Genomic DNA, 13,506 nt, shown 5'->3' on the forward strand with positions numbered 1-13,506 from the left:
CGCCCTCGGCCCGGCCGGTGGAGGATCCGCTTCCGACTGTAGCTCTGCCAGGACCGAATAAACCCGCCCTGACCTGCGAGAACGGCCGGTCAGCCGATCAGAACCGATCGGTGGGCCGGTACAGACCCCACGCCTCGCGCAGCGTCCCGCAGACCTCACCCACCGTGGCGCGGGCCCGCAGCGCCTCCCTCATCGGGTACAGCACGTTCTCCGTGCCGTCGGCGGCGGCCCGCAGCTCGGCCAGGGCCCGCGCCACCGCGTCGGAGTCCCGCTCGGCGCGCAGCCGGGCCAGCCGGTCAGCTTGGGCCGCCTCGATCGTCGGGTCGACCCGCAGCGGCTCGTACGGCTCCTCCTCGTCGACCGCGAACCGGTTGAGACCCACCACCACCCGGTCACCCGAGTCGATCTCCTGGGCGATCCGGTACGCGGACTGCTCGATCTCGCGCTTCTGGAACCCGGCCTCGATCGCGTCCACCGCCGAGCCGTGGTCGGCCACCCGCTCCATCAGCTCGACGGCCGCGGCCTCGATCTCGTCGGTCATCGCCTCCACCACGTACGAGCCGGCGAACGGGTCGACGGTGGCGGTCAGGTCGGTCTCGTACGCCAACACCTGCTGGGTACGCAGCGCCAGCCGGGCGGCCTTCTCGGTGGGCAGCGCGATCGCCTCGTCGAAGCTGTTGGTGTGCAGCGACTGGGTGCCGCCGAGCACCGCACCGAGCCCCTGCACCGCGACCCGGACCAGGTTCACCTCCGGCTGCTGGGCGGTGAGCTGCACGCCGGCGGTCTGGGTGTGGAAGCGCAGCATCATCGACTTCGGGTCCTTGGCGCCGAATTCGTCACGCATCAGCCGGGCCCAGATCTTGCGGGCCGCGCGGAACTTCGCCACCTCCTCCAGCAGCGTCGTGCGGGCCACGAAGAAGAACGACAGCCGGGGCGCGAAGTCGTCCACCGCGAGCCCGGCGGCCAGCGCCGCCCGGACGTACTCCACACCGTTGGCCAGGGTGAACGCGATCTCCTGCGCGGGCGTCGCACCAGCCTCGGCCATGTGGTAGCCGGAGATGGAGATGGTGTTCCACTTCGGCACCTCCTTGCGGCAGTACGCGAACGTGTCGGCCACCAGGCGCAGCGAGGGCTTGGGCGGGAAGATGTACGTCCCCCGGGCGATGTACTCCTTGAGGATGTCGTTCTGGATGGTGCCGTTGAGCGCCGAGCTGGGCACCCCGTTCTCCTCGGCGACGAGCTGGTAGAGCAGCAGCAGCACGGATCCGGGAGCGTTGATGGTCATCGACGTGGACACCTTGTCCAGCGGGATGTCGGCGAAGAGCAGCCGCATGTCCTCGATGGAGTCGATGGCCACGCCCACCTTGCCGACCTCGCCGTGCGCGATCGGCTCGTCCGAGTCGTAGCCCATCTGGGTCGGCAGGTCGAAGGCGACGGAGAGGCCCATCGTGCCGGCCCGCAACAGTTGGTGGTATCGCGCGTTGGACTCGGTGGCGGTGCCGAAGCCGGCGTACTGGCGCATGGTCCACGGACGGGAGGTGTACATCGTGGGGTAGACCCCCCGGGTGTACGGGAACTCGCCCGGGGCGCCCTGCCGGGAGTCGAGGTCCTCCGGAAGGTCGGCCGCCGTGTAGACGCCCTTGATCGGGAAACCGGACTCGCTTGACCGCCGTTCACTCATCCCCGGATGGTAGGACGCCCGCGCGTGTCGTCGGGTGAGGGATACCGCACAGTGCGTCCCGACCCGTCGACAGGAGGTGAACGACAGGGCACGTTCCGTCGACTTCGATAAACGCCCGACGCGTCGGCTTTCGCATCGGGCGTCGGAACCAGCAAGATAGGGGGGTTGTGTCCCAGCCCCCCTCGATTTCCCCCGGTGGCTTTTCTGTGACTCAGATCCCGACGTGGAGCGGCGGACAGCTAAGTCCCGCCAACGGACGAGCAGCGCCCGGCACCACCATTGGTGGCCGGTACTCGCTGCGGTCCTCGGTGGGCAACGGCGGCATGGGTACGGTGTGGCGCGCCACAGACACACTGCTGCGCCGCGACGTGGCGGTGAAGGAGGTCGTCCTGCCCCCGGGGCTGGCCCCCAGCGACCGCGACGCCATGTACGAGCGCACGCTGCGCGAGGCCCGCGCCGCCGCCGCCATCCAGCACCCCGCGGTGGTGCAGGTGTACGACGTGGTCACCGAGGCCGGCCGGCCCTGGATCGTGATGGAGCTGCTGGACGCCCGCAGCCTCGCCGACATGGTGATCGAGGACGGGCCGGTCGCGCCCCGCGCGGTCGCCAAGATCGGCATCGCGCTGCTCGGCGCGCTGGAGGTCGCGCACGCGATCGGCGTACTGCACCGCGACGTCAAACCGGCCAACGTGCTCATCTGCACCGACGGGCGCTGCGTGCTGACCGACTTCGGGGTCGCCCGGATGCCCACCGACGTGCAGCTCACCACCCCCGGCATGGTGCTCGGCTCGCCGCACTTCATTTCGCCCGAGCGGGCCATGGGTCAGGAGTTCGGCCCGCCGAGCGACCTGTTCTCGCTGGGCGTGACGCTCTACACGGCCGTCGAGGGGCGGCCTCCGTTCGACAAGGGTGACCCGATCGAGACCATGCACGCCGTGGTCGAGGACCCACCCGCCCCACCGCAGCGCAGTGGCCCCCTGACCCGGGTGCTGATGGGCCTGCTGGAGAAGGACCCGGCCCGGCGGCTGGACGTGCACACGTCCCGGACCATGCTGCGCGAACTGCTCGCCGGCCCGCTGGGCAGCACCGCCACCGCCGTGCACTCGGTGACCGACCCGTACGCCGTGGTCCCGGTGCAGCAGCGCCCGGCGCCCGTCGCCCCGCCGGCCCGGCCCGAGCCGAAGCCGGACAACCAGATCGGCGGCCGGGCGATGCTCGCCCCGGACGAGTCCCTGACCGACCGCCTGGCGTCGCTGCGCCGGGGCGAACGCCCGCAGCCCGGCGACGCGGGCGGCACCACGGGGCTCGACGAGACCAGCGCCGACGCGCTGGCCGGCCCACTGCACACGCCCACCGGCGCGATGTCCGTCTCCGGCCGACCCACCACCGGGCGCACCTACGGCGGCGCCGCGGACGCCACCCAGCGGGTGGACGCCGGCGGGCACCCGGACGCCACCCAGCGGGTCAGCTACGGCAACCGGCCCGACGCCACCCAGCAGGTCGGCTACGGCGGTGCGCCGGAGGCCACCCAACACATCGGCGGCACCTACGGTGGCGGCAACCAGTGGTCGGTGCCGGGCACCGGGCAGCCCTGGGCCACGCCTGCGACGGCGGGCGGCGGCGCTCTGGGCAAGATCCGCGCCACCGGTGGTCAGCTGGTCACCACGGTCAAGGGCTGGCCGCGCAAGGTGCAGCTCGCCGCGGCCGGCGGGCTGGCCGTGGTGCTGCTGCTCAGCATCGTGGCGCTGTCCAGTGGCGGCGACGAGACCCCGCCGAGCACCCCGCAGGCACAGCCCACCGCGTCCGCCCCGACCGGTGCCGGGGTGGATATGCAGGAGCACTCCGCCCGGGGCATCCAGGTGTTGGTCCCGAAGGGCTGGAAGAAGGCCACCGGCGGCTCGTACACCGACTACATCGACCCGGAGGACAGCGGCCGCAAGGTCCGCATCATCACCGAGAAGTGGTCGAGCAGCTCCACCCGGTGGGCGGAGACGGCCGAGAACGGCCTCAAGACCAGGAGCAAGTCCTGCGTCAAGCCGTACAGCCAGGTCGCCTCGCAAGAGACCGAGCTGGCCAGCCAGCCGGCCGCCGAGTTCGAGTACACCTGCGGTGAGGGCGACGCCAAACGGCACGGCATCTGGCGTGGCGTGGCGCAGGACGGCAAGGCGTTCTCGTTCTACCTCACCTCGACGGACGTCAAGTTCGCCGAGAGCAAGGCGATCTTCGACGAGATGGTGCGGACGTTCCAGCTCACCGGGGACAGCTGAGCGGGAGGGAACCGACAGCGGTGATCGCCGCCGTGCTATCAAGAGGCATGGCGGCGGACACCACTGACATCGACGACATTCGCGAGCAAGCCCGGCGCTGGCTCGCCGACGACCCCGACCCGGCCAGCCGGGACGAGCTGACGGCGGTGCTGGACAGGCTGCCGACGAGCGCCCCCGAGCTGGCGGACCGGTTCGCCGGGCCGTTGACCTTCGGCACCGCGGGCCTGCGCGGCCCGCTGCGCGCCGGCCCGAACGGCATGAACCTCGCCGTCGTCACCCAGGCCGCCGCCGGTCTGGTCGGCTGGCTCGCCGCCCAGGGCGGCACCGGCCCCCTGGTGATCGGGTACGACGCCCGGCACGGATCCCGCCAGTTCGCCGAGCGGACCGCCCAGGTGGCCACCGGGGCCGGTCGGCCGGCGTTGCTGCTGCCCCGCCCGCTGCCCACCCCGGTGCTGGCCTACGCGGTGCGTCGGCTCGGCGCGGTGGCCGGAGTGATGGTCACGGCCAGCCACAACCCGCCGCAGGACAACGGCTACAAGGTCTACCTCGGTGCGGAGCTGGGCGGGGAGCTCGGCGCCGGAGCGCAGATCGTGCCACCGGCCGACGCCGGCATCGAGGCCGCCATCCGGGCGGTCGGCCCGCTGACCGAGGTGCCGCTGGGCCGCCCCGGTGAGGTGCTGGGTGACGACCTGGTCGCCTCGTACGTCGAGCGGGCCACCGCGGTGATCGCGCCGGACGGGTCGCGGGACCTGACGGTGGCGTACACGCCGCTGCACGGGGTGGGTGCCGCGGTGCTCACCGCCGCCTTCGCCCGGGCCGGCTTCCCGGTGCCCGGGGTGGTACCCGGGCAGGCCGAGCCGGACCCGGAGTTCCCGACCGTGTCGTTCCCCAACCCGGAGGAGCCGGGGGCGGTGGACCTGCTGATCGCGCTGGCCGACTCCACCGGCGCGGACCTCGCCATCGCCAACGACCCGGACGCGGACCGCTGCGCGGTGGTGGTCCGCGACGGCGACACGGGCTGGCGGATGCTGCGCGGCGACGAGGTGGGCGCGCTGCTCGCCGACCACCTGATGCGCCGCGGGGTGACCGGGCTCTACGCCACCACCATCGTCTCGTCGTCACTGCTACGGGCGATGTGCGCGGCCCGGGGCCTGCCCTACGACGAGACGCTGACCGGCTTCAAGTGGATCGTCCGGGCGGGCGGTGGGAGCGCGCCGCTGGTCTACGGCTACGAGGAGGCGCTCGGCTACTGCGTCGCCCCGGACCACGTCCGGGACAAGGACGGCATCACCGCCGCGCTGACCGTCGCCGAGCTGGCCGCCGGCCTCAAGGCGCAGGGCCGCACGCTGACCGACCGGCTGGACGAGCTGGCCGCCGAGTTCGGCGTGCACCACACCGACCAGCTCTCCGTCCGGGTGGACGACCTGCGGGAGATCGCCGACGCGATGGCCCGGATCCGGGCGGCCACCCCGACCACGCTGCTCGGGCACCCGGTCGACAGCACCCGGGATCTGCTCCCCGAGGCGGACGTGGTGATCCTGCGCACCGGGGCCGCCCGGGTGGTGATCCGCCCGTCCGGGACCGAGCCGAAGCTCAAGGCGTACCTGGAGGTGGTGGAGCTGGTGCCCGACGGCGACGTCGCCGCCGCCCGCGCCCGCGCCGCCGCGGCGATCGCGCAGCTCCGCACGGAAATCGCCACCGCCCTCGGCGTGTAGTGCAAGGAAGGGCCCCTTATTACCGCCTCGTGTAGAGGAAGGGGCCCTGCCTAACAGGTCAGTGGCGTTTGCCGAGGGCCTGGTCGACGGCCTTCGCCAGCGCGGCGACGACCAGGCCGACCGAGGGGCGGACCACCGAGTCGTCGATGCTCACCTCTCCGGAGAACCCGGCGCCGGTGGCGATCTCCTCCAGCCGGCGGCGGGCGTCGGCGGCGGTCTCGCCGCTCACCCCGAGCGCGGATTCCATCCGCAGCACCACGACGAGGGTGGCCAGCGCGGCGGTCCGCTCGTCCGGCGCCGCCGTGCCGGTCAGCGCCTCGGCCAGCCGATGCCGGGTGTCCGCCTCCACCGAGGTGTCCACCACCGGGTAGCGGTGCACGTGGATAAAGCCCAGTTCGGTCTCGTCGATGTCCCGGACCACACCCTGCTGGCACAGGTCACCGAGGATCCGGTCGCGCAGGCCGTGCCGCAGGCGCTGCACCCACGAGGCCGGGGTGTGCGGGGTGTCGGCGGCGATCCGACCGAGCACCTCGTCGGTGACCGGCTCGCCGGTGGGCGTCGGGTCGACCACCGTCAGGGAACCGTCCGCGTACGCGATCCGGCCGGCCAGGGCCAGCTCGACCAGCACCGCGGCGGCCATGCCCAGGTCCAGGCTGATCCGCGGCATGGTCGCCTTGCCGGTCGTGTCGTCGTAGGCGAGGAGCAGCAGTTCCTCGGCGAGCGCAACACCAGTCATGGCCGGAGACGGTAGCGGGTCCGCGCACCACCGCGCGCGGACCCGCCGGACCCGGCACCGACCGGGGTGACGACTCAGAACCGGGGCATGCCGCCGAACTGGCGGTCGCCGGCGTCGCCGAGGCCGGGAACGATGAACATCCGCTCGTTGAGGCCCTCGTCGATCGAGGCGGTGACCAGGCGCAACGGCAGGCCGGAGCGCTCCAGGCGCTCGATGCCGACCGGTGCGGCGAGCACGCAGAGCACGGTGATGTCGGTGCAGCCCCGGTCGGCCAGCAGCCGGCAGCCGTGTTCCAGCGAACCACCGGTGGCCAGCATCGGGTCGAGCACCAGCACCGGCAGGCCGGCCAGTTCCCGGGGCAGCGACTCCATGTACGCGCGCGGCTCGTACGTCTCCTCGTCCCGGGCCAGGCCGACGAAGCCCATCGAGGACTCGGGCAGCAGGCCGAGCGCGGCGTCCGCCATGCCCAGGCCGGCCCGCAGCACCGGCACCAGCAGCGGCGGGTTGGCCAGCCGGGTGCCTTCGGTGCCGGTGACCGGCGTCTGCACCGGGTACCGCTCGACGGGGAAGGAGCGTGCCGCCTCGTACACCAGCATGGTGGTCAGTTCGTGCAGCGCCGCCCGGAACGTCGAGGAATCGGTGCGCGCGTCCCGCATGGCGGTCAGCCGTGACTGTGCCAGCGGGTGGTCAATGACGTGTACATCCACGATCGCTCAACCTACCGGTCCGTCGCGTGGGACGGTGCAGGTGCGGTCGGACCAGCGACGCCGCTCACGCCGGACCGGTCACAGCGGGACCGCGTGAGCAAGATCACACAGTGGTCCGGTGCGTAGACTTCGGGGCATGACGGCGACAACGACGTCGGCCCGGTCGGAGCTCTCCGAGCTGGGACGATCCGAGACCGCTCTGCGGACCTTCCTGCACGGCCTTCCCGGCGTGGACCAGGTCGGCGCGGAGCAGCGGGCGGCGCAGCTCGGCACCCGCTCCATCAAGACCACCGCCAAGGCACAGGCGATCGACCTGGCGATCCGGATGGTGGACCTGACCACCCTCGAAGGGGCGGACACCCCGGGCAAGGTGCGCGCGCTGGCCGCGAAGGCCGTTCGCCCGGACCCGGCCGACCCGTCCTGCCCGCACGTCGGCGCCGTCTGCGTCTACCCCGCGATGGTCCCGTACGTGGCGGAGGTGCTGCGCGGCAGCGGCGTGCACCTGGCCAGCGTGGCGACCGCCTTCCCGTCGGGCCAGGTGGCGCTGGAGATCAAGCTCGCCGACACCCGGGCCGCCGTCGCGGCTGGCGCCGACGAGATCGACATGGTGATCAACCGGGGCGCGTTCCTGGCCGGCCGCTACAAGGAGGTCTACGACGAGATCGTGGCCACCAAGGAAGCCTCCGGGGACGCCCACCTCAAGGTGATCCTGGAGACCGGCGAGCTGGCCACCTACGACAACGTGCGCCGGGCCTCCTGGCTGGCGATGTTGGCCGGCGGCGACTTCATCAAGACCTCCACCGGCAAGGTCCCGGTCGCCGCGACGCTGCCGGTGAGCCTGGTGATGCTGGAGGCGGTCCGCGACTTCCGGGCCGCCACCGGGCGGCAGGTCGGCGTGAAGCCGGCCGGCGGCATCAAGACCACCAAGGACGCGATCAAGTACCTGGTGATGGTCAACGAGACCGTCGGCGCGGACTGGCTCGACCCGGACTGGTTCCGCTTCGGCGCGTCCAGCCTGCTCAACGACCTGCTGATGCAGCGCACCAAGCTGACGACCGGCACCTACTCCGGTCCCGACTACTTCACCCTGGACTGAGCCGATGTTCGAGTACGCACCCGCCCCCGAGTCCCGCTCGGTGGTGGACCTCAAACCCACCTATGGGCTGTTCATCGACGGCACGTTCGTCGACCCGACCGATGGCGGCAGCTTCAAGTCGATCAACCCCGCCTCGGAGGACGTGCTGGCCGAGATCGCTGAGGCCGGCGCGCAGGACGTGGAGCGCGCGGTGCGCGCCGCCCGGAAGGCGTACGAGAAGATCTGGGGTCCGATGCCGGGCCGGGACCGGGCCAAGTACCTGTTCCGGATCGCCCGGCTCATCCAGGAGCGGTCCCGCGAGCTGGCCGTGCTGGAGTCGCTGGACAACGGCAAGCCGATCAAGGAGGCGCGCGACGTCGACCTGCCGCTGGTCGCCGCGCACTTCTTCTACTACGCGGGCTGGGCCGACAAGCTGGAGCACGCGGGCTTCGGCGCCGACCCGAAGCCCATCGGGGTCGCCGCGCAGGTCATCCCGTGGAACTTCCCGCTGCTGATGCTGGCCTGGAAGATCGCCCCCGCCCTCGCGGCGGGCAACACGGTGGTGCTGAAGCCGGCCGAGACCACCCCGCTGACCGCGCTGCTCTTCGCCGAGATCTGCCAGCAGGCCGAGCTGCCGGCCGGCGTGGTCAACATCATCACCGGGGCCGGCGACACAGGCCGGGCACTGGTCGAGCACCCCGGCGTGGACAAGGTCGCCTTCACCGGCTCCACCGACGTCGGACGGGCCATCGCCCGGTCCGTCGCCGGCACCCGCAAGAAGCTCACGCTGGAGCTCGGCGGCAAGGCCGCCAACATCGTCTTCGACGACGCACCGATCGACCAGGCGGTCGAGGGGATCGTCAACGGCATCTTCTTCAACCAGGGGCACGTCTGCTGCGCCGGCTCCCGCCTGCTGGTCCAGGAGAACGTGGCCGACCGGGTGCTGGAGTCCCTGAAGCGGCGGATGGCCCAGCTTCGGGTCGGCGACCCGCTGGACAAGAACACCGACATCGGCGCGATCAACTCCGCCGCCCAGTTGGAGCGGATCCGCGAGCTGTCCGACGCCGGCTCGGCCGAGGGCGCCGAACGCTGGTCGCCACCGTGCGAACTGCCCGACCGCGGCTTCTGGTTCGCGCCGACCATCTTCACCGGCGTCACCCAGGCGCACCGCATCGCCCGCGAGGAGATCTTCGGCCCGGTGCTGTCGGTGCTCACCTTCCGCACCCCGGCCGAGGCCGTGGAGAAGGCCAACAACACGCCGTACGGGCTCTCGGCGGGAATCTGGACCGACAAGGGTTCCCGGATCCTATGGACGGCCGACCGGCTGCGCGCCGGGGTCGTCTGGGCCAACACGTTCAACAAGTTCGACCCCACCTCGCCGTTCGGCGGCTACAAGGAGTCGGGCTACGGTCGCGAGGGCGGCCGGCACGGGCTGGAGGGGTACCTCAATGTCTGAGCGGGTCGCGGTACGCAAGACGTACAAGCTCTTCATCGGCGGGAAGTTCCCGCGCAGCGAGTCGGGACGGTCGTATCTCGTGCAGTCCTCGAATGTGTCACTGGCCTCCCGCAAGGACGCCCGGGACGCGGTGGTCGCCGCCCGCGCCGCCGTGAAGGGCTGGGCCGGAGCGACCGCGTACAACCGGGGTCAGATCCTCTACCGGGCCGCCGAGATGCTGGAGGGCCGCCGCGAGCAGTTCGTCGCCCTCGGCGTGCCGGGCGACGAGGTGGACGCCGCGGTGGACCGCTGGGTCTGGTACGCGGGCTGGGCCGACAAGCTCGCCCAGGTGCACGGCGGGGCAAACCCGGTCGCCGGGCCATACTTCAACATCTCCGCGCCCGAGCCGACCGGCGTGGTCGCGGTCGTCGCACCGGAGCGCCCGGCGCTGCTCGGCCTGGTCAGCGTGATCGCCCCGGCGATCGTCACCGGCAACACGGTGGTGGTGGCGGCCTCCCCGACCGAGCCGCTGGCGGCGGTGACGCTGGCCGAGGTGCTGGCCACCTCCGACCTGCCCGGCGGGGTGGTGAACATCCTCACCGGCCGGATCACCGAGACCGCGCCGACGCTGGCCGCGCACATGGACGTCAACGCGATCGACCTCAGCGGGGTGACCGACGCCGATCTGGCGGCCGACCTGGAGGTCAAGGCGGCGGAGAACCTGAAGCGGGTGCTCCGTCCGGCCCCGGCCGACCACGACTGGTCCGCCGACCCCGGCGTCGCGCGGATGACCAACCTGTTGGAGACGAAGACGGTGTGGCACCCCAAGGGGGTGTGATTGTTCGGGTCCCGGCCGTGGGGTTTCGGGGGGAGCCCACCCGCTCCGGGCGGTCAGGCTTGATCCCTCCGCGGGCGGGCTCCCCCCGAAACCCTGACGTGGGCCGGGTCCGCCCGGGTGTCTCGTCTTGCTGGCCGGTGCCCCGGGTTGGGTCACCGGCCAGCGACTCGCCGGCGGGATGGGGGCGGGGGTGAGGGCCGTCGGGTGGGCTTGTGGGGTGGGGGTCTACTACCGGGGGTAGGATTGGGGCGTGACTCGGTTGGGCGATCTTGAGCGTGCGGTTATGGACGTGCTGTGGGACGTGGTCCCGGGCACGTCGGATGGGGTGACCGTGCGCGAGGTGGCCGACGCGCTCGACGGCCGCGAGCTGGCGTACACCACGGTGATGACCGTGCTGGACCGGCTCGCCGGCAAGGGGATGGTGCAGCGGGAGCGAGAGGGCCGGGCCTGGCGCTACCGGCCGGCGGCCAGCCGTGAGGCGCACATCGCCCAGCTCATGCTCGACGCGCTCGACCTCGGCGGCAGCCGCGACGCCGCGCTGGTGCGCTTCGCCCGCTCGGTGACCGGCACCGAGGCCGAGGTGCTGCGCGCGGCCCTGGGCAGCGAGGCCGGGCTGACCGGGCCCGGCGCCGAGTTGACCGACCGCGTGGACGGGCCGGCGGGCCGACGGCCGGCCGGCGAGGCAGCGGAGCGGTAGGGCGCGCGCCATGGCCTACGCCGCGCACTTCGCCGCCACCATGCTGGCCTGCTATCTGACCGCTCAGGTGCTGGCCAGCTCCACCTGGACGTGGCGCAGCCCTCGGGTGGCGATCGTGTGCTGGCAGGCGGTCGGGTTGGCGCTGGGCCTCTCGGCGATGGGCCTGCCGATGGCGCTCGGGGTGACCGCCTACGACCTGCCGACCGGGAGCGCACTGTTCGCCCTGGCCACCGACCTCGCCCACGGCACGCTGCCGGTCGGGGTGACCGCCTTCCACCTGGCCGGTGTGGGGGTTGGCTTCGGCATCGGCGCGGTGCTGGTCACCACGACCGTGCGCAGCATCCACGGCACGTTGCGCGCCCAGCGTCGGCACCGGGACCTGCTCACCCTGGTCGCCCGGAACGACCCGGCCGCGCCCGGCGCGCTGGTGCTGGACCATCCGAGCGCGGCCGCGTACTGCCTGCCGGGGGTGAAGCCGCAGGTGGTGGTCAGCGCGGGCACGCTGAGCCTGCTGGACCGGGCCGAGCTCGCCGCGGTGCTCAGCCACGAGCGCGCGCACGCCAACGAGCGGCACGACCTGGTGCTGTTGCCGTTCACCGCGCTCTGCCGCGCGTTGCCGTGGTTCCGTTGGGTCCGGGACGCGCACGAGCGGGTCGCCCTGCTGGTCGAGATGCGAGCCGACGACAAGGCGCGCGAGCTGCACGCCGAGGCGCCGCTGGCGGGCGCGCTGCGTCGGTTCGCCGCCGCGGGTCACCGGATCACCCCGGCCGGCGCGCTGGGCATGGGCGACCGCGACCTGGACGTACGCGTACAGCGGTTGCTGGTCAGCGACCGGCCGCCGCGGGTGCTGGGCGCCACCGCTCTCGCGGTCGCCACCATGCTGGTCGCCCTCCCGATCACCCTCTTCCTGAGCTGACCCGCGCTGGCCCGCCGAGTTCGGCGCGCGCTCCTGATCCCACGTCCAGGCTGAGGAGCAGGCTCCCCACAATTACTACGTCTTGTCGTAGAATTGTCTACGACAAGACGTAGTAATCAACGTGTAGCCAAGCTACGTGTAGGGTGGCTACGACAAGGCAGCCAACGCTTTGGAGAGCCGGTCATGGACACCCTGCTCCTCGCCCGTCTGCAGTTCGCCACCACCACGTCGATCCACTTCCTGTTCGTGGTCGTCACGCTCGGGCTGGTCACCCTGCTGGTCGGGATGCAGACCGCGTGGGTGCTCACGGGCAACCCGAAGTGGGAGCGGCTCACCCGATACTGGGGCCAGCTCTACGTGATCAACTACGTGCTCGGCATCGCCACCGGCATCGTGATGGAGTTCCAGTTCGGGCTGAACTGGAGCGGCCTGTCGCGCTACGTCGGCAACGTCTTCGGCGCGCCGCTGGCCATCGAGACGCTGGTGGCGTTCTTCCTGGAGTCCACGTTCCTCGGGATGTGGATCTTCGGCTGGCACCGGCTCCGCAAGGGCGTCCACCTCGCGCTGCTGTGGGGCGTGGCGCTCACCGCGTACGCCTCGGCGTTCTGGATCATGGTGGCGAACTCCTGGCTGCAGCACCCCGTCGGGTACGAGGTGCGCGACGGCATCGCCCACCTCACCGACTTCGGCGCGCTGCTCACCAATCCCAGCCTCGGCATGGCGTTCGGGCACGTGGTCTCGGCCGCGCTGCTGGTCGGCGGGATGCTGATGGCGGCCGTCAGCGCCTGGCACCTGATCCGGCGTACCCCCGACTTCGCGATCTTCCGCACCTCGCTGCGGATCGGCCTGGTCACCTCGGCGCTGGCGATCACGCTGGTGCAGGGCTTCGGTTTCGCCCAGTTCGGCCCGGTGGGCGCGGTGCAGCCGACCAAGTTCGGCCAGGGCCCGGAAGCCCAGGCGCTGATCACCGAGTGGACGGCGCGGTTCGGCCCCGGCGACTACACCCCGCCCGTGCTGGCCAACGTCGGGCTGGGCTTCATGATCCTGATCGGCTTCACGCTCGGCTGCGTCTGGCTGCTGCTCCCCCTGCTCTTCCGGGACTGGATCATCCGGCTGCGCTTCCCGCTCTGGCTGGTCCTGCTGGCCCTGCCGCTGCCGTTCGTGGCGGTGATCCTCGGCTGGATCGCCCGGGAGGTCGGCCGCCAGCCCTGGGTGGCGTACGGCCTGCTCCCCACCGAGCAGGCGGTCTCCCCCGTCGGCGCACCGGTGATGCTCGCCTCGCTGATCGGGTTCAGCCTGCTGCTGGGCACCCTCGCCGTCACCAACTGGGTGCTGCTCGCCCGGCACGCGGCGCGCGGCGCGGGTGACCCGCCGCTCGGCCGCCCGCCGGCACCGGCGAACGAACCGGCTCACCCCGAACCCGCCCTGGCCTGAGGAGA

Annotated in this window: 11 protein-coding genes; 8 read left to right on the forward strand and 3 right to left on the reverse strand. The window is 72.1% G+C overall.

Annotation, left to right across the window (positions count from 1 at the left end; genetic code table 11):
• Positions 1-97: 97 nt before the first annotated feature.
• Entirely contained in the window at positions 98-1,681 is a 1,584-nt protein-coding gene (locus ACWD5O_RS01270) for an acyl-CoA mutase large subunit family protein (RefSeq protein ID WP_449937040.1), read from the reverse strand.
• A 206-nt stretch (positions 1,682-1,887) separates the two neighbouring features.
• On the opposite strand from ACWD5O_RS01270, the gene ACWD5O_RS01275 reads away from it, so the two are divergent.
• Positions 1,888-3,948, forward strand: a complete 2,061-nt coding sequence (locus ACWD5O_RS01275) for a serine/threonine-protein kinase (protein WP_450084265.1) — start codon at positions 1,888-1,890, stop codon at positions 3,946-3,948.
• Between the two features lie 47 nt (positions 3,949-3,995).
• On the forward strand, positions 3,996-5,663 hold the full coding sequence (locus ACWD5O_RS01280; protein WP_450084266.1) for a phospho-sugar mutase: 1,668 nt from the start codon (positions 3,996-3,998) through the stop codon (positions 5,661-5,663).
• Positions 5,664-5,721: 58 nt separating this feature from the next.
• On the opposite strand, the gene ACWD5O_RS01285 is transcribed toward ACWD5O_RS01280, so the two are convergent.
• Positions 5,722-6,399, reverse strand: a complete 678-nt coding sequence (locus ACWD5O_RS01285; protein ID WP_450084267.1) for a GOLPH3/VPS74 family protein — start codon at positions 6,397-6,399, stop codon at positions 5,722-5,724.
• Positions 6,400-6,473: 74 nt separating this feature from the next.
• A complete protein-coding gene (gene upp, locus ACWD5O_RS01290; RefSeq protein WP_450084268.1) occupies positions 6,474-7,106 on the reverse strand; it encodes a uracil phosphoribosyltransferase in 633 nt (210 codons plus the stop codon).
• A 136-nt stretch (positions 7,107-7,242) separates the two neighbouring features.
• Here upp and deoC point away from each other — a divergent pair, with 136 nt between their 5' ends.
• The 6 genes from deoC to ACWD5O_RS01320 all read left to right on the forward strand — a co-directional run bounded on the left by deoC (position 7,243) and on the right by ACWD5O_RS01320 (position 13,501).
• Positions 7,243-8,202, forward strand: a complete 960-nt coding sequence (deoC, locus tag ACWD5O_RS01295; protein ID WP_450084269.1) for a deoxyribose-phosphate aldolase — start codon at positions 7,243-7,245, stop codon at positions 8,200-8,202.
• 4 nt (positions 8,203-8,206) lie between these two features.
• Positions 8,207-9,637: an aldehyde dehydrogenase family protein gene (locus ACWD5O_RS01300; protein ID WP_450084270.1), complete on the forward strand. Its 1,431-nt coding sequence runs from the start codon at positions 8,207-8,209 to the stop codon at positions 9,635-9,637.
• Entirely contained in the window at positions 9,630-10,454 is an 825-nt protein-coding gene (locus ACWD5O_RS01305) for an aldehyde dehydrogenase family protein (protein ID WP_354962629.1), read from the forward strand. Before ACWD5O_RS01300 ends, ACWD5O_RS01305 begins: the two co-directional genes overlap by 8 nt.
• Before the next feature lie 250 nt (positions 10,455-10,704).
• Entirely contained in the window at positions 10,705-11,151 is a 447-nt protein-coding gene (locus ACWD5O_RS01310) for a BlaI/MecI/CopY family transcriptional regulator (protein WP_450084271.1), read from the forward strand.
• A gap of 10 nt (positions 11,152-11,161) precedes the next feature.
• Complete coding sequence (locus tag ACWD5O_RS01315; protein WP_387323244.1) at positions 11,162-12,067, forward strand: M56 family metallopeptidase; 906 nt, start codon at positions 11,162-11,164, stop codon at positions 12,065-12,067.
• Between the two features lie 183 nt (positions 12,068-12,250).
• On the forward strand, positions 12,251-13,501 hold the full coding sequence (locus ACWD5O_RS01320) for a cytochrome ubiquinol oxidase subunit I (protein ID WP_354962626.1): 1,251 nt from the start codon (positions 12,251-12,253) through the stop codon (positions 13,499-13,501).
• Positions 13,502-13,506: the final 5 nt, after the last annotated feature.

It is taken from the genome of Micromonospora sp. NPDC005161, assembly GCF_053599855.1.